Raw genomic sequence first — 22,995 nt, forward strand, 5'->3', positions numbered from 1 at the left:
TCGCCACCCTCGCGGCCCGCGGCCTGCTGGGTGCGCGGCCGGCACGCGCCGCGCACATGCTGCGGCCGCCCGGCGCCCTGCCCGACGCCGATTTCGACGCCCGCTGCATACGCTGCGGCCTTTGCGTGCAGGGCTGTCCGTTCGATATCCTGAAGCTGGCGGACTGGGACGATCCCGCCCCGATCGGAACGCCCTTTTTTGTCGCCCGCCAGGATCCGTGCCGGATGTGCGCCGACCTGCCTTGCGTGCGTGCCTGTCCGTCCGGGGCGCTGGACCCGCTGCTGGTCGATGTGCGCGAGGCCGACATGGGCGTGGCGGTACTGGTCGGTCACGAGAGCTGCCTCAATTACAAGGGATTGAGCTGTGGGGTATGCGTGCGTGTGTGCCCGGTGCGCGGCGAAGCGATCGCGTTGCGCGAGATCGTGCGCAATGGCGCGGTGATCCGCGTGCCCACGGTGAATACCGACCAGTGCACCGGCTGCGGCAGCTGCGAGAAGCATTGCGTGCTGTCGCATGCGGCGATCCGGGTGTTGCCCCGGGCGCTGGGCATCGGCCGCTCGGGCGCCAATGCGGCCGGGCGTGGCGGGGTCCGCGGATGAAAGCGATGCGGCGCCGCTTCCCATACTGGCTGCTGGCAAGGCGCAGCGTGCAACTCGCCGTGCTCGCCGCCTTCATGTACGAACTGCCCGGTCTGGGCCGGGTGGTGACCGGCAATCTGGCGTCGAGCACCTGGTTCGGACAGCTCCATCTCACCGACCCTTTCGTCGCCCTGCAGGCGCTGCTGGCGGGCCAGGCCCTGGGGGCGGCCGCGCTCATCGGCGCGCTGGTGGTCGCAGTGGCGTACGCGGCGTTGGGCGGCCGCCTCTACTGCGCCTGGATCTGCCCGATCAATCTGCTGACCGACCTGGCCCATTGGCTGCGCACCCGCCTCGGCATCCGGCGCCATGTCCCGGTATCGCGACATGTCCGCTATGGCGTCCTGGCCGCTGCACTGTGCGCCTCGGCGGCTGGATCGACCCTGGCCTGGGAGATCGTGAATCCCATCACCCTGCTGCAGCGCGAACTGATGTTCGGTGTCAGCAGCGGCAGTTGGCTGCTGGTGGTGCTCTTCCTGTTCGACCTGCTGTACAGCCGGCGTGGCTGGTGCGGGCATCTCTGCCCCGTGGGGGCGTTCTATGCCCTGCTCGGACGGTTCGGACGGCTGCAGGTCGGTGCATCCGGGATGGGCGAACGGAGCGCGTCGGTGAGGGCCTGCCCCGAGCCGCAGGTGCTGGCACCGATCGTCTCGGGGCAGGCAGAGGCAGTGAGGTCGGGCGAGTGCATGCGCTGTGGCGCATGCATGGATGCCAACCCGTCGGCAGGCCTCGGGATGCGTGTCCGGATCGTGGCCCGGCCGCGCATCCCGCGTGCCTGAAGGTTCAGCCTTCCAGCTTCAGGCTGCCGCGCATCATCGACCAGTGGCCGGGGAAGGAGCAGAAGTAGGTGTATTTCTCGTCCTTGCCGAGCGCGCTCACCTGAAAGCTGACCGAAGCGCTCTCGCCGCCGCCGAGCAAGGGCGTGGCGGCGATCACGCGCACGTCACCCTTCGCGATGAAGTTGTTCTCCGCGCCAGCCGCCACCCCGGCCTTGGCGATGCTCTCGACGTCGGCACTGCGGGCCAGCACCCAGTTGTGGCCCATGCCGGTCTTGGGCATGCGGCCGCGGTGCTGGAAATGAACGGTGAAGGTCTCGCAACTCGACGGCACGGTGATGCTGCGTACGTCGAAGGTCATGGTGTCAGCGCTGCCGACGGTGGTCTCGCAGGTTTGTGCCTGCGCCACGACCGGCGTGAGCAGCAGGGGAAGCAGCAGTTTCAGGCGCATGACGTCTCCAGTCCAGGATGTGGGGGATTCCGTGAGGAATTCTGAAGACGCGCATTCGTGAGCCGTAGCAAGAATCGGCAGTACTTGTGTCGCGATGTCGAAAGCGTGGCGTGACCGGCCTGCCGTGGCGCCCTGTTGCCGGTTTATTGCATGCCCGGGGCGCGTTCGTGTGCAGAATGAAGTCTCGATACCGGGTCGTGGTCTCCTCCGCACACCGGTCATCGTCGGGGCCCTGCAGCGAGAGGCAGGATGCCGCCGTTCCCGTCATCGGCGATCCGCCTGAGTGGATCGCCGACTTTTTTAGCGCCTCATCGGGGCGCCTGTCCGGGTCGCAGACCCGTCTCAGTCTTCCTGGCGGTACTTGTCGTGACAGGCCTTGCAGTTCTTGCCGACTTCGCCGAAGGCAGTCTTCACGGCGGCGGCGTCACCGCTGGCGGCGACCTTGGCCAGTTCGTTTGCGGCGGCGTTGAAGTCACGCGCGATCTTGCCGACGTTGTCACCGTCGGTGAAGAACTCGGGTTTCACACGGGTCTTGACGTTGCCGATCGCCTTGTCGGTGCCCGGGCCATACAGGGCGCCCATGCCGGAGTTGGCGATACCGGCGATGGCATTGGCGGCGGCGATGACCTGATCCTTGTTGTAGCTGCCTTCCAGGTTGGTCTTGATCTTGCCCATGTTCCAGCTCATGAACGAGTAGCCAGCCTGGCGATAGCGGATCTGGTCTTCGGGCTTGACCTGGGCGGAGGCCAGGGTCGTCAGGGACAGTGCGATCACGCCGAGGGTGGCGCGGGCGATGGACTTCTTCATGTGTTGCCTCGTGGTTACGATGGATCGAAGGTCCGGGTTCAGGTTTCCGGACCGGTCTGTGACAGCGCCGACAGTGTAGCGGTTCGCTCTCCGTTCAGTCATTGGTCATCGGATTGCCTGCCGTCGCCCGATCTGGGCGGGGTATCCGTCGCTATTCCGGCGACGGCGAAGGGCTGCGTTGGCCTACACTGGCGTCATCTTGGCGAAATTCAAGTTCATATTGGGAATCAGGGGACCGATGATGCGCCGCATGGCTGATACGCCAATCTGGGTCCGGCTCACCGCAGCCATCTGGCTCATGCTGGTGCTTGCCTGGGGGGGAATGATCGCCTGGGAAACCAAGGCGAGTCGTGACATGGCGATTGCACAGGCCAAGGACTTCGCCGGTACGGTCAACGAGATGACCATGGCCGGCCTGACCGGCATGATGATCACCGGCACGGTCGGCCAGCGCGATGTCTTCCTCGACCAGATCAAGGAACTGTCGGTCGTGCACGACCTCAAGGTGATCCGCGGCGAAGCGGTGAGCACGATCTTCGGGCCCGGCAATGCGGGCGAGGTGGTCATGGATGAGGCCGAACGCCAGGCCATGGCTGACGGTAAATCGATGATGGTGCTCGAGCACAGCGCCGAGCATGGCGACTACCTGCGCGTCGTGATGCCCTCGCTGGCGTCGAAGAACTGGCTCGGCAAGGACTGCATCGCCTGCCATCAGGTCGCCGAGGGGACCCCGCTGGGGCTCGTCAGCATGCGCATCTCGCTCGAAAAGGCCGAGGCCGCGGTGGCCGAGTTCCGCAACAAGAGCCTGCTGTTCGCCTTCCTCGTGTCCCTGCCCCTGCTCGGCTTCGTGTTCCTGTTCATCCGCCGTTTCGTGAGCCGGCCGCTCTCCTCCCTCGCAGGCAGCCTGTCCGAGATCGCCAAGGGTGAAGGTGACCTCACTCGCCGGCTCGAGCGCCGCGGCGAGGATGAGATCGGCCGCACGGCGGGTTCCTTCAACAACATGATGGGTACGATCGCCGCGCTGGTGCGCCAGGTCGGCGATGCGGCCGGCGAAGTGACCGTGGCGGCGCAGAACCTGGCGAGTGGCGCCGCGGATCTGGCGATCCGCTCGCACCGCCAGAACGACAGTTCGGTGACGGCGGCGGCGGCGGTCGAAACGATGATGGAGAACGTCACGCACATTGCCGACAGCACGGCCTCGGTGCGCGAGCGTTCGCACGAGAGCCTGCAGCGTTCGCGCGAAGGCCAGGAGAGCCTGCAGCGGCTGGTCGAGGGCGTCGGCCAGGTCGAGGCCGCGGTGCGCCAGATGGCGGGCACGGTCGGCGATTTCGTCCAGTCCACCGTCGCCATCACGCGCATGACGAGCGAGGTGCGCGAGATCGCCGAGCAGACCAACCTGCTGGCGCTCAATGCGGCGATCGAGGCCGCGCGTGCCGGCGAGCAGGGCCGCGGCTTTGCGGTGGTGGCGGACGAGGTGCGCAAGCTGGCGGAGAAGTCTGCCCGCTCTGCGGGCGAGATCGACGAGATCACGCGTGAGATCGGCCAGCGCTCGGATTCGGTGCAGGGTGCGATCAACAGCGGCCTGGAGCACCTCGAGTCGAGCCGCCGCGTCGCCGACGACGTGGCCCGTGTGCTGGTGACGGCCAATGCGCTGGTGGCCGAGGTGGGCGAGGGTCTGGACCGTATCGCGGCCGCGACCGCCGAGCAGCGCCGTTCCAGCGAGTCGGTCACCGCGAGCATCGACGACATCGCCGGCATGGCACGCGAGAACAACGTCGCCATCGAGCAGACGGTCAATGCGGCGCGCGAACTCGAACAACTCGCCCGCCGCATGCAGGAATCGGTGGCTCGCTTCCGCGTCTGAGACGGGGGCCGGCCGGCGCCGTTCGCGGCCGGCCAGCCCGGATTTGCGGCTTACTCCAGCCGCAGCGGCACGAAGATGCGCGATTCGCCGCGCTGGATCAGCAGCGCGAAGCGCTTGCCGGAGGCTTCGACCAGGCTGCGGAACTGCGCGACGCTGGTCACCGCCTGGTTGTTGAGCGCAAGGATGATGTCGCCGCGCTGCAGGCCGGCACGGGCCGCCGGACCATCGACCCCTTCCACCACCAGTCCGCCGCGCAGGCGTAACTGGGCGGCCTCCTGAGACGTCAGGGGGCGCGCCGTCAGGCCGATGCCGGCATTCACGCTTTCGACCTGGCTCGGCGTCGGCGCGCTCGCGACGTTGTCCGCGGTCAGTTCGTCCAGCGTGGCCACGACGTCACGGCTGCGGCCATCGCGCCACACTTCCATGCGGATGCGCGTGCCCGGGCGCTTCTCGCCGATCACGCGCGGCAGATCGGCCGAATCGCCGATGCGCTTGCCGTCCACGCCCAGCACCACGTCGCCGGCCTGCAGCCCGGCCTTCTCGGCCGCACTGCCCGGCTCCACGCTGGCCACCAGCGCGCCGCGCGCATCGGGCAGGCCGAAGGACTGGGCGAGATCCTTGTCCACCCCCTGGATCGCGATGCCCAGGCGTCCGCGCTGGACGCGGCCATGGGTGATGAGCTGGTCCTTGACGTTCATCGCCACGTCGATCGGGATAGCGAAGGAGATGCCCATGAAGCCGCCGGAACGCGAGTAGATCTGCGAGTTGATGCCGATGACCTCGCCTGCCAGGTTGAACAGCGGTCCGCCGGAGTTGCCGGGGTTGATCGCGACGTCGGTCTGGATGAAAGGCACATAGGTCTCGTCCGGCAGGCGGCGGGCCTTGGCCGAGATGATGCCGGCGGTGACGGTGTTGTCGAAGCCGAAGGGCGAGCCCATCGCCACGACCCATTCGCCGACGCGGGCATCGTCAGGCTTGCCGATCTTCACCGCGGGCAGGCCCTTGGCGTCGATCTTGAGCAGCGCGACGTCGGTGCGGCGGTCGATGCCGACCACCTTGGCCTTGAACTCGCGCTTGTCGATCAGCGTCACGGTGACTTCGGACAGCGTCGCGTCGCCATCCTCTCCGGCGACGACGTGGGCGTTGGTCAGCACGTAGCCGTCCTGGCTGACGATGAAGCCCGAGCCGATGCCCTGGCGTGTGCGTGGTCCCATGCCGGGCTGGCCGGGGAAGCCCGGCGTCGGTACGCCGAAGCGGCGCAGGAAGTCGTAGAAGGGGTCGTTGGCGAACGGGTTCTGGCCGGCCATCGCCTGTTGCTGCTGCTGGACGACGCTGATGTTGACGACGGCCGGACCGACCTGCTCGACGAGGTCGCCGAAGTCGGGCAGGCCGTAGCGGTTGGGCGCGACGAGCGAAGCACCCGGTGTCGCCTGGGCGTGGGCGGCGGGAACGAGCGGTGCCGCCGGCAGCAGGGTGGCGACGGAAACGGCAAGGGCGGTGGCGAGGAGAGGTTTGCGCATGGTCGAGTCCATAAGATTTTCGATGCCGACAGTGGCGGTGGACGCAGTTTTGCGCATCCTGTTCCCGCTATCGCATCAACACGCCACATGGGGACGGGTCGGGCGCGGATCAAGTGCGGCCGGCAGGTCCGCTGCGGGGCGTGGCGATCAGGTGCGAGTCGGGATGCGCGCAGGCGTTCAGAACGGCAACTGCAGCGAGACGAAGACCTGGCGGCCGGCCTCGTTCGCGGCCCGGCCCGCGTAGCGCGGCATGGCCTGAAGCGGCTTGTGGGCCAGTTCCTGGTGGGCACCGAGCAGGTTCGTGGCGGTGAGCTGGATCTCGAGCGCTTGCGCGCCGACGCGCAGGCTGCGGCCCAGGCTCCAGTCGAGCGTGGTGTAGGCCGGCACGGTGTAGCGCTGCCCGGGGGCGTAACCGGTCCCGGCCTCGAGCGGGCCCATGTGCAGCACCGATGCGGCCGAACGCCAGGCACCGATCTCCTGCAGCCAGGTCAGGCTGGCCGAATAGGGTGCAACGCTGCGGCGCACCGCCGGATCGTCGGCACGACGCTGCATGACCGTGTGGGTCAGCAGCAGGGTGGTGCCGGCGCGCGGGCGCAGCGTCAGCTGGTATTCGATGCCGGTGAGGCGGACCTTGTCCGGCATGTTGGCCCACTGCGTGCCTCCCATGATCTGGTGGATCAGGAAGGGGTTGCCGCCCAGCATGTCGCTCAGCGCCTGGCTGGGTACGAAAGGCGCCGGATCCAGCACCGGGGTGCGGCGGATGTAGTCGGTGATGTGTTCGTCGAAAACGCGCACGTCGGCCAGCCCGCCCCAGGGCAGCGGGCCGAGATAACCGAGTTCCCAGCTGTCGATCTGCTGCGGCCGGATGCCGGGATTGGGCGTGTGACGCTGGTTGACCACGCCGAACACGTCGGTGCTGACCTGCACGTTGGCCCAGCGTTCGTACAGGGTCGGCTGGCGCCAGGCGCGCGAGTAGCCGACGCGCCAGGCGGTGGCGGGCGCCAGTTGCCAGTTGAGGAACAGGCGGGGGGCAAGCCGCAGCGTGTCGCCCTCGATATGCTCGGCCATCGCACCGGCGTTCCACAGCCATTCGGGCGCCATGCGCCATTCGGCATTGCCGAACAGGCGCCACTCCCGTTGCGAAGGCGTGCGGCCGTCCGAGAACAGGAAGGCCGATTCGATACGGTCCTCGCGCCACTCCGCCCCCCACAGCAGGCGCAGCCCGTCGGTCGGGCTGAAGCGGTGCTGCAGCTCGATGTTGTCGCGTACGCTCCGGCGGTTGTTGTCGACCTCGCCACGCAGTTGCGGCAACCGTGCCAGGAAATCGCAGACCACCGTCAGCACGCAGTTGGCGCGTGAATCGACCTGCCATTCGTCGCGGGTCCGTTCGCCGTTCCGATACCAGGACAGCGACCATTCCTCGTCCGCGCTCGGGGTGTGCCGCCACCCCAGATGCAGCGTGTAGTCGCTTTGCTCGAGGTCGCGCTCGCCGCTGCCGTCGAACAGGGTGTCGCGGAAGCCGACGCCGAGCCGGCCGTCGCTGTAGGCAGCCGAGAACTGCAGCGCATTCATCGCGTCGAGCGCGAGGTCGCCACGCAGGTTGAAGCGCCGCAGGCGTTGCGCGTCGCGCAGCCCCGACCAGCCGTCGTCGCGCTGTTCCTCGGCGCTCAGGCGCAGGCCAAGTGGCCCGTCATGCAGCACGGCCCGGCCGGCGAGATCGGCAATGCCGTGGCTGCCGAGCCGGGTCGAGACCGAGTTGCCGGTTTCAGCGCCGGTGTGACGGGTGATGATGTTCACCACGCCGAGGAAGGCATTCGAGCCGTAGGTGGCGGAGTTCGAGCCGCGGACGATCTCGATGCGCTCGATGTCCTCCAGCAGGACCGGTAGCGCGCTCCAGTTCGCACCACCCGAATAGTGCGGGGAATAGACCGAGCGCCCGTCGATCAGCACCTGCATCTGGTTCGGATAGTCGGCGCCGAGGCCGTGGTAGGTCACCCATTGCTGGCTGCCACGTTCCTGTGCGACCTGCATGCCGGGCACCAGGCGGAAAAGGCGGGCGAGGTCGCGATAGCCGGTGGCGGCGATCATGTCGGCGTCGATCACCGTCACTGCGCCCGGCGAATCCTGCAGCGCCTGCGGCAGGCGCGAGGCGCTGAGCACGACCGGGAGCGACTCGAAGAAGTGGGCGTCGGACTCCATCGCAGAGGCAGTCGTCGTCGTGCCCAGCGCGGGGAGCAGGACGGCGAGGGCGAGGCGTGGACGGATCGGCATCGGCGGGTACGGGAGGAACGGTGGCGCGAGTATACCGGGCGTGATCGGGCTGCGCAGGAAACGGGTGGACGGGGTAACATCGGGCGACGCCCAATTCAGGCTTTCAGCCACGCCCGCTGGGGGTAAGACCATGACCCTGACCGACCTGCGCTATCTCGTCGCCCTCGCCCACGAGCGTCACTTCGGCCGCGCAGCCGAAAGATGTCACGTTTCCCAGCCGACCCTGTCGGTGGCCGTGAAGAAAGTCGAGGATGAACTCGGCATCCAGCTGTTCGAACGCAGCGCCACCGAAGTCAAGATCACCGAGACGGGCCGTCGGATCGTGGCGCAGGCCGAGAAGGTGCTGATGGAGGCGAGCCAGATCCAGGAGATCGCGGCTGCAGGCAAGGATCCGCTCGCCGGGCCGCTGCGTGTCGGCGTGATCTACACGATCGGCCCCTACCTGCTGCCGCGCCTGATTCCGCGTGTTCACCAGCTGGCGCCGCGCATGCCGCTGATCATCCAGGAGAACTACACGGCTCGCCTGGCCGAGGCGCTCAAGCGCGGCGAGCTCGACGTCATCATCATCAGCCTGCCGTTCGAGGAGGTGGGGGTGGTGGCGCAGCCCGTGTATGACGAGCCCTTCCGTGTGCTGATGCCGGCCGATCATCCCTGGACGCAGCACCGCGAGGTCGATGCGCAGCAGCTGGCCGAGGATCAGCTGCTGCTGCTCGGAGCCGGAAACTGCTTCCGCGACCAGGTTCTCGAGGTGTGTCCGAGCTGCCGCAACATCGGTGGTCTGCAGCGCTCGCTGGAGGGGAGTTCGCTGGAAACGATCCGCCACATGGTGGCGACCGGACTGGGCGTGACCGTGCTGCCCAGTTCGGCCGCGGACGGAATGGCGGCCAATCCGCTCGTTGCGGTGCGGCCCTTCGCCGAGCCTCAGCCGTCGCGCCGCGTCGCGCTGGCGTGGCGGGTCACCTATCCGCGCAGCGGTGCCATCGACGTCCTGCGGCGTGCGATCTTCGACAGCGAGCTGCCGGGGACCAGGCCGGTCGGCCGCGTATCGATGCCGGAGGCAGTCGCCGGCGCCTGAGCGCGGCCGCCACCGTCCGGAGCGTCAGGTCGCCAGGCAAAGGAAAAAGGGCTGCGCAGGCAGCCCTTCGTTTCTTCTTGCCGGTGTTCAGCCGGCCTTGCGGGACGGGCTGCGTTTCTTTGCCGGGGCTTTGGTGGCATCGGCATCGGCGTCGCCTTCGGCGGAAGCCTTTGCCGCCGGTGCCTTGCTGGCGGCTTTCGGCGCCTTGGCCTCGAACTCGAAGCCGACCTTGCCGTCCTTGCCACGTACCAGGAAGGCCGAGAACTTGCGTCGCGTGCGCGCCGACACGAAGCCCTTCAGCAGATCGGTCTTGCCTTCGGTCAGCAGCTTGGCCATCTGCTCGCGCTCGATCGGCTGCTGCAGGATGATCTTGCCGGAGCGGAAATCGCAGCTCTTGCCGGGGCCGACCGACTTTTCGCAGACGTAGGCCAGGCCATGCTCGAACACGCCACTGGCGCACTTCGGGCAGGCGCCGACCGATGCCTGGGCGGAGAAGTCGACCGCCTCGGCTTCCTCGCCCTCCTTCGGTTGGCCGAAGTCGAAGGCGGGCTGCTTGTCCTCGTTGAGCACGATGTCGGCATTGAACAGCCGGCCCATCTTGTTGCGGAAACCGAGCAGCGGGCCGACCTTGCCCTCACGCAGCAGGGTTTCGATCTCGTCGTACTCGAACTGGCGGCCGGCGACGATCTTCCAGGTGCTCCAGTCGCAGCTCTGGCAGGCGAACTTCTTGTAGTTCTCCTTCACCACGCCGCCGCACTTCGGGCAGGGTGTCTGCAGCGTGACGAAGTCGCCCGGCACGGTGTCGGATTCGAAGCGCTTGGCCCGTTCCACGACTTCGCGCGCCATGTCGGCGATTTCCTGCATGAAGGCTTCGCGGCTGAGTTCGCCGCGCTCCATGCGCGACAGCTTGTACTCCCAGCCGCCGGTCAGTTCGGGCGAAGTCAGCGCGGTGACGCCCAGGCCTTTCAGCAGGGTGATCAGCGAGAAGGCCTTGGCGCTCGGGATCAGCTCGCGACCGTCACGGTGGATGTACTGCTCGGTGATCAGGCCTTCGATGATCTGTGCGCGGGTGGCCGGGGTGCCCAGGCCGCGTTCGGCCATCGCCGCGCGCAACTCCTCGTCGTCGACCATCTTGCCCGCGCCTTCCATCGCCGACAGCAGGGTGGCTTCGTTGAAGCGCGCCGGGGGCTTGGTCTGCAGCGACTTCAGCAGGATGTCGTCGGTGGTGACGGTTTCGCCCTGCTTCACTGCCACCAGTTGCGGGCCGCCGCCCTCCTTGGCGTCTTTCTCGTCACTGGCGGCTTCCTTGCCGTAGATGCTGAGCCAGCCCGGATTGACCAGCACCTTGCCTTCGGTCTTGAAGGCCTCGCCTTCGACGCGGGTGATGCGGGTGGTGATCTGATATTCGGCTGCCGGGTAGAACACCGCCAGGAAACGCTTGGTGACCAGGTCGTAGATCTTCTGCTCGGCTTCGGACAGGCTCTTGGGCAGCGTCCCGGTCGGAATGATCGCGAAGTGATCGGAGATCTTGGCGTTGTTGAAGATGCGCTTGTTCGGCTTCACCCAGCCCTGCTTGACGATCTCGTTGGCGAAGGGCGCGTACTGGCCGGGCAGGTTGCGGATGACCTCGTTGACCGTCGGGATGTAGTCTTCAGGCAGGGCGCGGGCATCGGTACGCGGGTAGGTCAGCACCTTGTGCTTTTCGTACAGCGCCTGCGCCAGTTGCAGCGTGACACGGGCCGAGAAGCCGAAGCGGCCGTTGGCCTCGCGCTGCAGGCTGGTGAGGTCGAACAGCAGCGGTGACAATTGGGTGGAAGGCTTGGCTTCCTCGGTGACTACGCCCGGCTTGCCCTCGCACTTGGTACGGATGGCCTCGGCCTGGGCCTTGTCCCAGATGCGGAATGCGGTCGCGTGCTCGTCGCCTTCGGGCTTCCTGAACTTCTCGTCGAACCAGCGCCCGGGATAATGTCCGGCCGCCGCGGCAAAGTCGGCTTCCAGCTCCCAGTAGTCGCGCGGCTTGAACTTGCGGATCTTGTCTTCGCGCTCGACCACCAGGGCCAGCGTCGGTGTCTGTACGCGGCCGACCGTCGTCAGGTGGAAGCCGCCGGTCTTGGAGTTGAACGCGGTCATTGCCCGCGTGCCGTTGATGCCGATCAGCCAGTCCGATTCGGCGCGGCAGATCGCGGCGTTGCGCAGGCCTTCGACGTCCTGGGCGGCACGAAGGTGGGCGAAGCCGTCGCGGATGGCCTGCGCAGTCATCGACTGCAGCCACAGGCGCTGCATCGGCTTCTTGGTGCCGGCGTGCTGGGCGATGAAGTTGAAGATCAGTTCGCCCTCGCGCCCCGCGTCACAGGCGTTTATGAGGCCGGTGACGTCCTTGCGCTTGATCAGCCGGGTCAGCAGCTTGAGGCGGTCCTCGGTCTTCTCGATCGGCCTGACCGCGAAGTGCGGCGGGATGACCGGGAGGTGGGCGAAGGTCCACTTGCCGCGCTTGACCTCGAATTCCTCGGGCACGGCGAGCTCGAGAAGGTGACCGACGGCCGACGACAGCACGTAGTCGTCGGACTCGTAGTAGTCCTTCTCCTTGGTGAAGCCGCCCAGCGCACGGGCGATGTCCTGTGCGACGGAGGGCTTTTCCGCGATGATCAGTTGCTTGCTCATGCTCTCTGGCTATGGGGCGGGCTGGCGGGTGCCAGCCTCGGGAGTGGTGGGGCTGAAGCCGCGGATGATAAAGACGCCGCGTTGCGCCTTGCAAGCTGTGCCGGTGCCTGCGTCAGTGCAGGGTCGGCGCGTAATCCCAGTCGTCGTCCTCGCTCAGGAGTTCGTCGACCATCAGGGTGTCGATCGGGTGTTCCTGCTGCCACAGCACCATCAGCACGATGACCTTCAGCCGGTTGAGCGTGATGTTGAAGCCTTCCAGCGCCATGGCGCGCTCGATGATGAGTTCGCGATGCACGCCTTCGAGCACGCCGGCACTTTCCATCAGGGTGAGGAATCCACGGCAGTCGGGACTGAGGTGGGCCTGTTCCTGCTCGGAGTAGATGCGGATCGAGCCTTCATCCGGTGCCGTGCCCGGGTGGATCTCGCGCGCCACACGCCGCAGTCCGGCCAGCCATTCCAGCGCTTCGGAGATCTCCTCGTCCTCGAAACCCGCTGCAGACAGCTTGCGGGCGAGCAGGTCGGACTCCGGGCAGGCGTCGGCGTGGATGTAGCTTTCGAACAGATAGACGAGGATGTCGAACAAATCGGCCTCTCAGGGGAACGGCGGGAATGCGGCAGGCGATGCGCAGGGCGCATGCGGGGAGGTTGGAGTGCGGTTCTCAGGCGCGCTGGAAGCGTCCGCCCGGCAAACGGGTGACGTGTCCGTCCAGCTCCAGCGGCAGCAGAATGGCGTAGAGGGCATCGACCGTCAAGCCGCAACGGGCAGACAGGGTATCGAGGTCGACGGGGTCGTGCCCGACCGCAGCGAGCATTCGTGTCGCTTCGTCGTCGATGGGAAGGTGGGCCTGGGCAGGCGTGCGGGTGGCGCCGGGCAGGCTGCCTTCGGCATCCGCCGCGGCCGGCGCCGGCCAGCCCGGGCGTCCGCGCAGTTCCTCGATGATGTCCTCCGCGGTCTCGACCAGCTTGGCACCGTCGCGGATCAGGCGATGGCAGCCGCGCGCGAGCGGGGAATGGATCGAGCCCGGGATGGCGAAGACTTCGCGCCCGCACTCGGTGGCCAGGCGCGCGGTGATCAGCGAACCGCTGTTCAGCGCAGCCTCGATGACCAGGACGCCCTGCGCCAGGCCGGCGATGATGCGGTTACGGCGCGGGAAATTGTGCTGCAGCGGCGGCGTGCCGAGTGGAAACTCGCTGACGATCGCGCCGCAGGTCGCAATCTCGCGTGCGAGAGCCGCATTGCGGGCGGGGTAGATGCGGTCGATGCCCGTGCCGATGACGGCGATCGTGCGACCCGCAGCGGGGCCGGCGGCGAGGGCACCGCGATGCGCGGCGGCGTCGATGCCGGCGGCGAGTCCGCTGACGATGGTGAGGCCGCGGGCGGCGAGGTCGAGTGAAAAGGCCTCGGCGTTGGCCATGCCTTGTGCCGTCGCGCTGCGTGCACCGACGATGGCCAGCCCCGGATGCTGCAGCAGGCCCGGATCGCCCTTCACGAAGAGCAGCACCGGCGGATCGGGAATCTCGAGGAGGCTGCGCGGATAGGCCTCGTCCGCGAGGGTCAGGACGTGGCTGCCGGGCTCGGCTGCCCAGGCGAGCGCCGGGTCGATGCGGTCGCGCACCGGGGGAGCGAGCAGCGCGTCTGCCAGCTTGCCGCCGACGACGTCCGCGACGCTGCTGCGCCCCGCGGCAAAGATGTGCTGCGGAAGTCCGAAGGCCGCAAGCAGGCTGCGCTGTCTTTCGGCCCCCAGTCCGGGTACCGAGGTCAGGCGCAGCCAGTCTTCGAGATCGTCCGCGGCCAAGAGTGTGTCTGCAGGGCGCCTGCCGGTCAGGGCTTGCGCCCTGCGTCGCCGATGGTCACGGGGCCATCGGTCTCCATCACCAGCGCGTAGGACACGCGGTCGAAGACGCGGAACACGAACACCACGCCGAAGCGCTTCTCGGGCAGGTTGAAGACTTCCTTGCCGTCCTCGCCCTTGTATTCGACGGCGCCGCGGTTGCGGAACAGCGACAGCACGTGGCCGCGCTCGATGCCGTCACGTGCGCCCACGTTCAGCGAGATGACGTTCAGGCGGCCGGTCTCGGTAACGCCGCGGTAGATCGACATCACGCGGCCGTCCACCTCCTGGTCCGGGGCGTGCGGCGCATACGAGAATACGCTGGGGCTCTCGCTCGGCACCATGAGGTCGCCGGTGCCGATTTCCTCGACCGCCGACAGGATCTCGAGGGTGGCGGGCTCGCCGTGCTCGGTCACGCGGGCGGTGCCGAGGTAGTCGGCCTCGTAGGCGATCGTTTCACGGGTGACGGGATCCTGCAGCGGGCGGGCCGGGCGCAGGATCTGCCAGACCTCGGTGTCGGGCTTGACGTTCTTGGCGAACACCGTGTCGCCCGAGCCGGTCAGCACGCGGCTGGTTTCGGTCGCGACGATGGTGGCTGCGTCCTCGAGGCGAGCCTGGTCGACGACGAGCGGCTTGTTGAGGAAAGGCTCGATGACGTGAAGCGGGATGCTCGGCACCGCGGTATCGAGCTGTTCGTTGTAGACCTGCGGCTGCAGCTTGTCGCTGCCCCCGACGCGGCGACCGATCGTCAGCCACGGGCCGCTGCGGTCGAGCATGATCACCTGACCCGGATAGATCAGGTGCGGGTTGCGGATCTCGTCGCGGTTCAGGCGCCAGACTTCCGGCCAGCGCCAGGGTTCGCGCAGGAAGCGGCCGGAGATGTCCCACAGCGTGTCGCCCTTGATCACCGTGTAGCTGTCGGGCGCATCGTCGGCGAGCTGTATCCCGGACTGTGCGATCGATGCACCGCTGAAGAGCGTCGCAATGCCGACGAGGAGAGGGAATATAATTCGGATCATTGATCGCTTCCGGTGGTAGCGGGGCGTACGGATCAAGCTGAGGAACGCCGTCGGCCTGGTTATGTCGAATGCGCAGTGGAACGGCAAGCATTCCGCCGTACTCCTTCAGCACATGCGCATGCGTGTGAAATCACTTGAAATTCTGCACTTAAAGGTTTATTGCGGCAAGCATTCATGGCACTTCTACCCATCCTTCGCTATCCAGACCCCCGTCTCCACACGCGTGCCGCGCCGGTGGAGCAGGTGGACGATGACATCCGCCAACTCGTCGCCGACATGGCCGAGACCATGTATGAGGCGCCAGGCATCGGTCTTGCTGCAACCCAGGTCAATGTCCACAGGCGCGTCGTCGTGATCGACGTCACCGAGGACAAGTCCGGGCTCATGGCGCTGATCAATCCCGAGATTCTCGAGCGTTCGGGCGAGCAGGTCTGCGAGGAAGGCTGCCTGTCCGTACCCGGAATCTACGAGAAGGTGACCCGTGCCGAGCGTGTGAAAGTTCGCGCCCTGGATGAAAACGGCCAATCGCGCGAGATCGAGGCCGAGGGCCTGCTGGCGGTTTGCATCCAGCATGAGATCGATCATCTCGACGGCAAGGTCTTCGTCGAATACCTCTCCTCGCTCAAGCTCAGCCGCATCAAGGGCAAGCTGGCGAAGAAAGCGCGCATCACCGCGTGATGGCCGTCGCTCCGCTCCGCGTGGCGTTCGCCGGAACGCCCGAGTTCGCCGCCGCCGCGCTCGAGGCCATCCTGGCGGCGGGTTACGAAGTGCCGCTGGCTCTGACCCAGCCCGACCGTCCTGCCGGCCGCGGCATGAAGCTCACGCCCAGCCCGGTGAAGCAACTGGCGCTGGCGCGCGGCATCGAGGTCGACCAGCCCGAGAAGCTGCGCACCGACGAGCAGCGGTCGCGCCTGGTCGCGTGTGCGCCCGACGTGCTGGTGGTGGCCGCCTACGGGCTGATCCTGCCCAAGGCCGTGCTCGATCTGCCGCGCCTGGGCTGCATCAACATCCATGCCTCCCTGCTGCCGCGCTGGCGCGGCGCGGCGCCGATCCACCGTGCGATCGAGGCGGGTGACGCCGAGACCGGTATCACCATCATGCAGATGGACGAAGGCCTCGACACCGGGGCGATGCTGCTGACGCACGCGCTGCCCATCCTGCCGACCGACACCACCGCCACTCTGCACGACCGTCTGGCGACACTCGGCGGCAAGGCCATCGTCAGCGCGCTGGCCGAGCTGGACAAGGGCGGCCTGACGCCAGTGCCGCAACCGGCGGAAGGCGTGACCTACGCCGCCAAGATCGGCCGCGCCGAGGCCACGGTCGACTGGACCCGGCCTGCGGTCGAACTTGAGCGCGCGATGCGTGCCTTCGACCCCTTCCCCGGCTTGGCTGCCTCGCTGCGGGGCACGGTCATCAAGTTCTGGTCCGCACAGCTCGTTGACGCCCAGGGCGAGCCCGGCACGGTGCTGGCCGCCGACGACGGGGGGGTGCTGGTCGCCTGCGGGCAGGGGGCCTTGCGTTGCACGGTGTTACAGCGTCCGGGCAGCAAGCGCCTGCCAGCGGGGGAATTCCTGCGCGGATTTCCGGTCTCTGTCGGCGAACGCTTCGCATCGGGCGAGGCCGGTCCGGCTTGATGCCGGGCGCCTGCGCCCCCATGTGTTGAACAACCCGCATCTTTAGGAAGGACCCCGCAATGTTCGGAAACTGGATCAAGACCTCCATCCTGATGGCGGGCATCGTCGCGCTGTTCGGCGCGATGGGTGCCGCCATCGGCGGCCAGCAAGGCATGCTGATTGCCCTCGTCGTGGGTGGCGCGATGAATTTCTGGGCCTACTGGTTCTCGGACAAGGCCGTGCTGAAGATGTACAACGCACGCCAGGTCGATGCCAGCACCTCGCCCTACCTGTACAACATGGTGCGCGAGCTGGCGCAGCGTGCAGACCTGCCCATGCCCAAGGTCTACATCATCGATGAGGACCAGCCCAACGCCTTCGCCACCGGCCGCAACCCTGAGAACGCCGCGGTGGCCGCCACGACCGGCATCATGCGCATGCTGTCCGAACGCGAGCTGCGCGGCGTGATGGCGCACGAGCTGGCCCACGTGAAGAACCGCGACATCCTGATCTCGACCATTTCGGCCACTGTGGCCGGTGCGATCTCGATGCTGGCCAACTTCGGGATGCTGTTCGGCAACCGCGACGGCGAGGACCGCCCGAATCCGATCGTGTCGATCGCGATGATGATCCTCGCGCCGCTGGCCGGCATGATCATCCAGATGGCCATCAGCCGTACGCGCGAGTTCGGCGCCGACCGTGGCGGTGCGGAGATCTCCGGCGACCCCGAGGCGCTCGCCAGCGCGCTGGCGAAGATCGACGCCTACGCCCGCGGCATCCCGATGCACACTGCCGAGCAGCACCCGGAAACGGCGCAGATGATGATCATGAACCCGCTGTCGGGGGGCGGTCTGCGCGGCCTGTTCTCGACCCACCCGGCAACCCAGGACCGCATCGCCCGCCTGCGCGCGATGATCGGGCGCTGAGCCTGTCACGACCCGCGGCATCGGCCGCGGTGTGAATCGCCCCGCCGCCCGTCCTGGGCCGCGGGGCGATTCGTTTGGGTGCGCGGGTTTCAGCGTGCCGGCGACGCTTCGTCTCCCGCTGGGGGTGCGGCACGGGAGATCGTCTCGAGTCGCGTCTCCTTGCCGTCGATGCTGCGCACATGCACGTCGATCTGGTTGAAGGCGATGTCGATGCCGTGCTCTCGGAACAGCGCATCGATGCGGCGGTTGATCTCGTCGATGGCGAGGTTGCGGTCGGCGAGTTCGCGCACGTGGATGCGCAGCTCGTGGTCCAGCGTGCTGGCGCCGAAGGCGAGGAACAGCGCCATCGGCGCCGGCTCCTTCAGCACGCGCGGGTTTTCGTCGGCGATCTGGAGCAGCAGCCTGCGCGTCAGCGCCAGATCGGAGCCGTAGGCGACGCCCACCTTCACCGTCACCCGCGTCACCGTGTCGGTCAGCGACCAGTTCACCAACTGGCCGGTGACGAAGGTCTTGTTGGGGACGATGATCTCCTTGCGGTCGAAGTCGGTGATCGTGGTGGCGCGGATCTGGATGCGGCTGACCGTGCCCGACAGGTTGCCGATGGTGACGACGTCGCCGATGCGCACCGGGCGCTCGAAGAGGATGATCAGACCGGAGATGAAGTTGGCGAAGATCTCCTGCAGACCGAAGCCCAGACCCACCGACAGTGCCGCCACCAGCCACTGCAGCTTGTCCCAGCTCACGCCCAGCGTACCCAGCGTGGCGACGATGCCGATGCCAGCGATGAGATAGGACAGCAGCGTGGTGATGGCGTAGGCGCTACCCTGCGCCAGCTTGATGCGTGACAGCACCAGGACTTCGAGCAGGCCGGGCAGGTTGCTGGCCAGCGCGAACGCGAGCGCGGCGATGACCAGCGCGCCCAGTGCGTCGCGCAGGCTGATCGGCACCAGGGTCGCGGTGGCACCGGTGCCGCTGGCGTACTCGTACAGGGTGATGTTGTCGAGGTAGGCGAAGACCGTGATCAGGTCGGCCCACACCCAGTACAGGCCGCCCAGCAGCGTGCCGAGCAGGCCGAGGCGGATCAGGCGCAGCGACTGCTGGCTGACCTTCTCGACATCGATCACCGGCCGCTCGAGGATCTCGGGGTCGCTCGCGACCTCGAGCCCGGCTTCGCGCTCGGCTGCCTCGCGCCGTTCGACCGCTCGCTTGTGTTCCAGACGCCGCGCCGCCACGGCCAGGCCACGCACCGCAGTGGCCTCGGCCAGGCGCCAGACGATGAGCACGAACAGCGTGTCGATCAGGCGACCGGTGAGCTTCAGCGCGGTGTAGTAGTAGCCCATCGCCAGCGCACCGATCAGCGCCAGCGGCATCAGTGCCAGCACGAGGCCGATCACCACACGCAAGGGCGACGGTGCCGCATCATGCGGGCGCTGGTGCGATAGCAGGCGGCCCATCAGCCAGGCCATCACGGCATAGCTGGCGAGCAGGGTCAGCATCCCCAGCACGTCGTCCGCGAGTCGTTCGGGCTGATGTTCGGCGATGGCGACGACCAGCACCACCGCCAGCACGACCAGACCGAGGCGGCTGAGCCGGCGGTGCAGGGCGCGGATCAGCTCGGGCCGCCACTCGAAGTGGCGTTCGGCCACGCCACCGGGCGACAGCACGCGGTAGGCGGTGTAGAACACCAGCCAGGCCTCGGCCATGTCGATCAGGCCGATGCCCAGTGCCATGTTCTGACCGCGTCCGTCCATCTGCAGGGCGAGCCCGGCAAGTCCCAGCAGCAGGCTCACCGGCAGGGCCAGCAGCAGGTTGAGGAGGATGGCCAGCGGCGTGTGATATTGCGTGTCGCGGCGCACGTAGCCGATGTCGGCGTGCAGGCTGGCGAGCTTGTCGCGCAGCCAGCGCCGGCGCACCAGCAGCAGCACCGAGAGCAGCAGTACCGGCAGCAGCACCAAGGGGCGTGCCAGCAAGCCTTCCCACAATTGCGTGGTCACGGTCCGCCAGGGCATGGCCGCGATCTGCTGCTCGAGCGCCGCGGGCAGGCTCTTCACCCATTCGAGATCGAGCGGGCGGTTGCTGGGCACCCAGAAGATCTGTTCATCGAGTGTCGCGCGCAAGCGGTCGGCGGTCGCCTGCAGCTGGGTCTCGTGCAGTTGCAGGCTGACTGATTCACCGAGGACGGCATTGAGCTCGTGGTTCAGGCGCTCCAGGAGTTCTGCCCGTGTTTCGAGCAAGGCAAGCAGGGCTTCGCGTTCGCTGTTGTCGGGCGGCGCGGGCTGCCCGGCCAGCAGTGTGTCGAGGTAGGCCGCCGGGCTGCCCAGGGCCTCGCGCTGCTTGTTGAGCTCGAACTGGTAGAGGCGGACGTCGGCGATCTGGTGGGTCAGTTCGGTGTCGACGCTCGGGACGGGCAGCGCACGACGCTGCTCGTTGAGGATGCGCGACAACAGCGGGCTGCCCTGCAGGATGTTGATCTGTTCGGCGATCAGGTTGCTGTTGCGGTTGAGGGCGTCGAGGCGCTGGCGGGTGTCGAGGTTGCGCTGCTTGAGTACGGCGAGTTGCTCGGTGGCACGCAGCAGGTAGGCCGACAGCGTCTGGTTGGTGGCGGTCTCGCGCGCCAGCAGGCTGCCGTCGGCGGCCGCGGTTTCCTGGCCGGCCAGCTTCTGCACCGTCTGCAGGGTCTGTGCCCGCCGGCGTTCGCCGATCGCGGCCTGGATGACCTCCATGCCACGTTCGATCTCGCCCAGCTCGAAGGTGGCCAGTTCGCGCTGCGCCTGGGCAAGTTCCTGCAATTGGCTGCTGCCCGACAGTTCCGCCAGCTGCAGTGCGGCGCGCGCATCGAGTGCATGCCATTCGGCCGCCAGGGACTCGCGGCGTTCGGCGCTGAGCGCACGGTTCGCCTCGCGACCGCTGCGCAACGCGGATTCGATGTTCTGCATGCGGGTCTGCGTCGCAGCGATCTCGGACTGGGTACGTTCGGTGCTGGCGCGCAGACTGAGGGCGCTGGCCTGGTCGAGTTCGGCACGCCAGCGCGCGAGTTCGGCGTTGGCCTGTGCCAGCCGGGCCTCGAGTGCGTCCAGCTTCTCTGTCGGCGGGATGGTGAGCGCGGCGGGTGGCGTCGATTGCTGGCGCGCAAGCTTGTCGCGCGCGGCGCTGATGAGCGCTGGTGCCTGGTCGAGCTGCCGGCGCAGGTCCGCGAGCCGGCGCCGGGCGTCCTCCGCCGCAGCGAGCTGGGCGAGCGCCTGCTGCAGGTCCTGCTGTGCGGCGCGCAACTCGGCTTCGGGCAGTTGGCGTTCGCTGAGCGTGTCGAGCCGTGCCTGCAATTCGCTGGCGACGGGGCGGGTTGCCGGCTGGGCGAGGGCGATCAGGGGCAGGAGCAGCAGAAGGAGCAGGATGCGCAGTCGAAGCATCGGGGCAAGGCCTGGGGTGGGAAGCGGGAAGCGTGGGAATGCGCAGTTTACCCACGGCGGTTATGCTTAGGGCAGGCGCTGCAGCGCGATGCACCCGCCGCATCGCATCCGGGGCAGTGCGTGAAGGGGAGCGGCCCATGAAGCCTCATGTCTTCGTCGCCATGCCGTTCGGCATCAAGCCGGGTCACGACGGCTCGCCGATCGACTTCAACCGCATCTACGACGATTACCTGGTCCCTGCGCTGGCGGCAGCGGGGCTGGAGGCGTTTCGTGTCGAGCAGGAACTGCGTGCCGGAGACATCCGCACCGACCTGTTCCAGGAGTTGCTGCTCGCCGATCTGGTGGTGGCCGACCTCACGCTCGACGACCCGAATGTCTGGTACGAGCTCGGGGTGCGCCACGCCTTGCGCGCGCACGGCGTGATCCTGGTGCAGGGGCCGCGGCCGGCGCAGCCCTTCGACCGCTACACCGAGCACAAGCTGCATTACCGGCTGAAGGACGGCCGGCCTGACCCCGCGACACTGGCCGAGGATCGCGCGGCCCTGACCCGCATGGCGGAGGCGACGCTGCAGGCCTGGCAGGACCGCCAGCGGAGTCCGGTGTACAGCCTGCTGCCGCACCTGCGGGAGCCGGACTGGAAAACCCTTCTGCCGGGGGTGCGCAACGCGTTCAGTGTCGCCTGCGAAGAATGGATGCGCCGCATGGCAGTGGCGCGGCACAACGGCCGTGCCGGTGACATCCTGGTACTGGCCGACGAGATGCCGACGCGCGCGCTGCGTATCGAGGCCCGCCACGCGGCGGGTGAAGTCCTGCTCAAGCTGCGCCATCACGATTTTGCCCTCGAGCAGTTCGAGGCCGTGCTCGCGCTCGATGCCGGACACAAGCCGGCGCGCGAACGGAAGGCCGTCTGCCTCGGTCGCCTGGGACGTCTGGAGGAAGCGCGCGAATGGGTGCGCCGGCTGAGCGAGGCGTATCCGCGCGATGCCGGGGTGTGGGCCCTGTCAGGCCGCATCGAGACGGACAACTGGGTGAGCCGCTGGTGGCGAGACGGCGCGTCTGCGGCGGAACTGCGCGGGGCCGCGGAGTCCGAAGATGCTGCGCTGGCCGAGGCGATCGAACCGTATCGCAAAGCCTTCGTCATTGATCCCGCGCACCATTGTTCCGGCGTCAAGACGCTCATGCTGCAGAGCTTGCGCCGCCATCTGGGGGGCGACGGCGAGCCGGCTCCGATCGACGACCTCGTCGGCGGGGTGCGATGGGCGGCGCTGAGCGCGCAGGAACGCAACCCCCAGGACTGCAGGGCCCGCGCGAGTCATGCCGCGTTGTGCCTGCTGGTGGAACCGCTCGAGACGGTTTGCCGGGCCTACGGCGCCACGGCCGCGGCCGCCAACGGCGACTGGTTTGCGCTCGCCTTCAGCCGCCAGACCTTGTGCCTGCTGCGCGACCTCGAATTCCGCCCGCGCGAGACGGCGGCGGCGCTCGGGATCATCGACCGGGAGATCGCCCGCAGCACGCCGCCCTTGCAGCCGCGGCGCGTGTTCCTGTTCAGCGGGCACATGATCGACGCCCCCGATCGTGCCAGCCCGCGCTTTCCGCCGGACAAGGAAGGGATCGCGGCACGGAGGATCGCGGCGGCGCTCGATGCGCTCGGCGCGGGCCCCGGCGACCTGGCGCTGGCCCAGGGTGCCAGCGGGGGCGACCTGCTGTTTCTCGAGGCCTGCAAGGTGCGCGGCGTGCGCCTGCAGTTGATGCTGCCCTTTGCCGAGCCGGCGTTCATCGAGCGCTCGGTCCGGCCCGCCACGGACGGCGCGCGCTGGTGCGCGCGTTATCGCGCCTTGCGTGCCGGGTTGCCGGATGCGCCGCGCACGATGCCGGCTGAACTGGGCCCGCTGCCCTGGATCAGCCCCACGGCGTGGATGGATCCCTACGAGCGCTGCAACCGCTGGCTGTTGTACACGGCCCTGGCGCTGGGGATCGACCGCGTGCATTTCCTCTGCCTGTGGAGCGGCGACGGTGGCGACGGCTCCGGCGGTACGGCGCACATGTACGAGGAGGTCAGGCGCAGGACGGGCCGCGTCACCTGGATCGACGCCCGAACGCTGTGAGGATGCGCACTAATCGCCGCGCGACATGGA

17 protein-coding genes are annotated in these 22,995 nt (G+C 67.8%); 8 read left to right on the forward strand and 9 right to left on the reverse strand.

Features of this window, described 5'->3' with window-relative positions; genetic code table 11:
• Both C664_RS08065 and napH read left to right on the forward strand, forming a co-directional pair.
• The coding region (locus tag C664_RS08065) for a MauM/NapG family ferredoxin-type protein (protein ID WP_004257244.1) at positions 1-599 on the forward strand (599 nt) is incomplete at its 5' end.
• A 5-nt stretch (positions 600-604) separates the two neighbouring features.
• Positions 605-1,414 carry a quinol dehydrogenase ferredoxin subunit NapH gene (napH, locus tag C664_RS08070; RefSeq protein WP_004257246.1) on the forward strand — a complete coding sequence of 270 codons (810 nt, stop codon included), beginning with the start codon at positions 605-607 and terminating at the stop codon, positions 1,412-1,414.
• A 4-nt stretch (positions 1,415-1,418) separates the two neighbouring features.
• Here the strand turns inward: napH and azu are convergent, their stop codons facing one another.
• Both azu and C664_RS08080 read right to left on the reverse strand, forming a co-directional pair.
• Positions 1,419-1,862, reverse strand: a complete 444-nt coding sequence (azu, locus tag C664_RS08075; RefSeq protein ID WP_004257248.1) for an azurin — start codon at positions 1,860-1,862, stop codon at positions 1,419-1,421.
• A 342-nt stretch (positions 1,863-2,204) separates the two neighbouring features.
• Positions 2,205-2,669: a c-type cytochrome gene (locus C664_RS08080; RefSeq protein WP_004257251.1), complete on the reverse strand. Its 465-nt coding sequence runs from the start codon at positions 2,667-2,669 to the stop codon at positions 2,205-2,207.
• A 241-nt stretch (positions 2,670-2,910) separates the two neighbouring features.
• Here C664_RS08080 and C664_RS08085 point away from each other — a divergent pair, with 241 nt between their 5' ends.
• Entirely contained in the window at positions 2,911-4,533 is a 1,623-nt protein-coding gene (locus tag C664_RS08085; protein ID WP_198291505.1) for a methyl-accepting chemotaxis protein, read from the forward strand.
• Between the two features lie 50 nt (positions 4,534-4,583).
• On the opposite strand, the gene C664_RS08090 is transcribed toward C664_RS08085, so the two are convergent.
• Positions 4,584-6,053 (reverse strand): DegQ family serine endoprotease, encoded by a 1,470-nt coding sequence (locus C664_RS08090; protein WP_038011336.1) that lies wholly within the window; start codon positions 6,051-6,053, stop codon positions 4,584-4,586.
• Between the two features lie 177 nt (positions 6,054-6,230).
• Entirely contained in the window at positions 6,231-8,324 is a 2,094-nt protein-coding gene (locus tag C664_RS08095) for a TonB-dependent receptor plug domain-containing protein (protein WP_004257262.1), read from the reverse strand.
• Positions 8,325-8,454: 130 nt separating this feature from the next.
• Between C664_RS08095 and C664_RS08100 the strand changes: the two genes are divergently transcribed.
• Complete coding sequence (locus C664_RS08100) at positions 8,455-9,399, forward strand: hydrogen peroxide-inducible genes activator (protein ID WP_004257266.1); 945 nt, start codon at positions 8,455-8,457, stop codon at positions 9,397-9,399.
• Positions 9,400-9,486: 87 nt separating this feature from the next.
• Here C664_RS08100 and C664_RS08105 read toward each other — a convergent pair whose 3' ends face one another.
• The 4 genes from C664_RS08105 to C664_RS08120 all read right to left on the reverse strand — a co-directional run bounded on the left by C664_RS08105 (position 9,487) and on the right by C664_RS08120 (position 14,911).
• Positions 9,487-12,060 (reverse strand): DNA topoisomerase III, encoded by a 2,574-nt coding sequence (locus tag C664_RS08105; RefSeq protein WP_004257270.1) that lies wholly within the window; start codon positions 12,058-12,060, stop codon positions 9,487-9,489.
• A 112-nt stretch (positions 12,061-12,172) separates the two neighbouring features.
• A complete protein-coding gene (locus C664_RS08110; RefSeq protein ID WP_004257274.1) occupies positions 12,173-12,643 on the reverse strand; it encodes a DUF494 family protein in 471 nt (156 codons plus the stop codon).
• 76 nt (positions 12,644-12,719) lie between these two features.
• Complete coding sequence (dprA, locus tag C664_RS08115) at positions 12,720-13,856, reverse strand: DNA-processing protein DprA (protein ID WP_004257277.1); 1,137 nt, start codon at positions 13,854-13,856, stop codon at positions 12,720-12,722.
• A gap of 26 nt (positions 13,857-13,882) precedes the next feature.
• Positions 13,883-14,911, reverse strand: coding sequence for a LysM peptidoglycan-binding domain-containing protein (locus tag C664_RS08120; protein ID WP_004257280.1), 1,029 nt, complete (start codon positions 14,909-14,911; stop codon positions 13,883-13,885).
• 174 nt (positions 14,912-15,085) lie between these two features.
• Here C664_RS08120 and def point away from each other — a divergent pair, with 174 nt between their 5' ends.
• The 3 genes from def to htpX are packed head-to-tail and all read left to right on the forward strand — an operon-like array spanning position 15,086 to position 17,453.
• Positions 15,086-15,589, forward strand: coding sequence for a peptide deformylase (gene def / locus C664_RS08125; RefSeq protein WP_004257282.1), 504 nt, complete (start codon positions 15,086-15,088; stop codon positions 15,587-15,589).
• Positions 15,589-16,548, forward strand: a complete 960-nt coding sequence (gene fmt, locus C664_RS08130; RefSeq protein WP_004257286.1) for a methionyl-tRNA formyltransferase — start codon at positions 15,589-15,591, stop codon at positions 16,546-16,548. The genes def and fmt overlap by 1 nt, the downstream gene beginning before the upstream one ends.
• A gap of 59 nt (positions 16,549-16,607) precedes the next feature.
• Entirely contained in the window at positions 16,608-17,453 is an 846-nt protein-coding gene (gene htpX / locus C664_RS08135; RefSeq protein ID WP_004257288.1) for a zinc metalloprotease HtpX, read from the forward strand.
• 89 nt (positions 17,454-17,542) lie between these two features.
• On the opposite strand, the gene mscK is transcribed toward htpX, so the two are convergent.
• The gene (gene mscK / locus C664_RS08140) at positions 17,543-20,860 is read right to left on the reverse strand and encodes a mechanosensitive channel MscK (RefSeq protein WP_004257291.1); all 3,318 of its coding nucleotides are present in this window, start codon (positions 20,858-20,860) and stop codon (positions 17,543-17,545) included.
• A gap of 137 nt (positions 20,861-20,997) precedes the next feature.
• On the opposite strand from mscK, the gene C664_RS08145 reads away from it, so the two are divergent.
• Positions 20,998-22,965 carry a tetratricopeptide repeat protein gene (locus C664_RS08145; RefSeq protein ID WP_004257294.1) on the forward strand — a complete coding sequence of 656 codons (1,968 nt, stop codon included), beginning with the start codon at positions 20,998-21,000 and terminating at the stop codon, positions 22,963-22,965.
• The last annotated feature ends 30 nt before the right edge of the window (positions 22,966-22,995 follow it).

This window comes from Thauera sp. 63 (genome assembly GCF_000310165.2).
GTDB lineage: Bacteria > Pseudomonadota > Gammaproteobacteria > Burkholderiales > Rhodocyclaceae > Thauera > Thauera humireducens.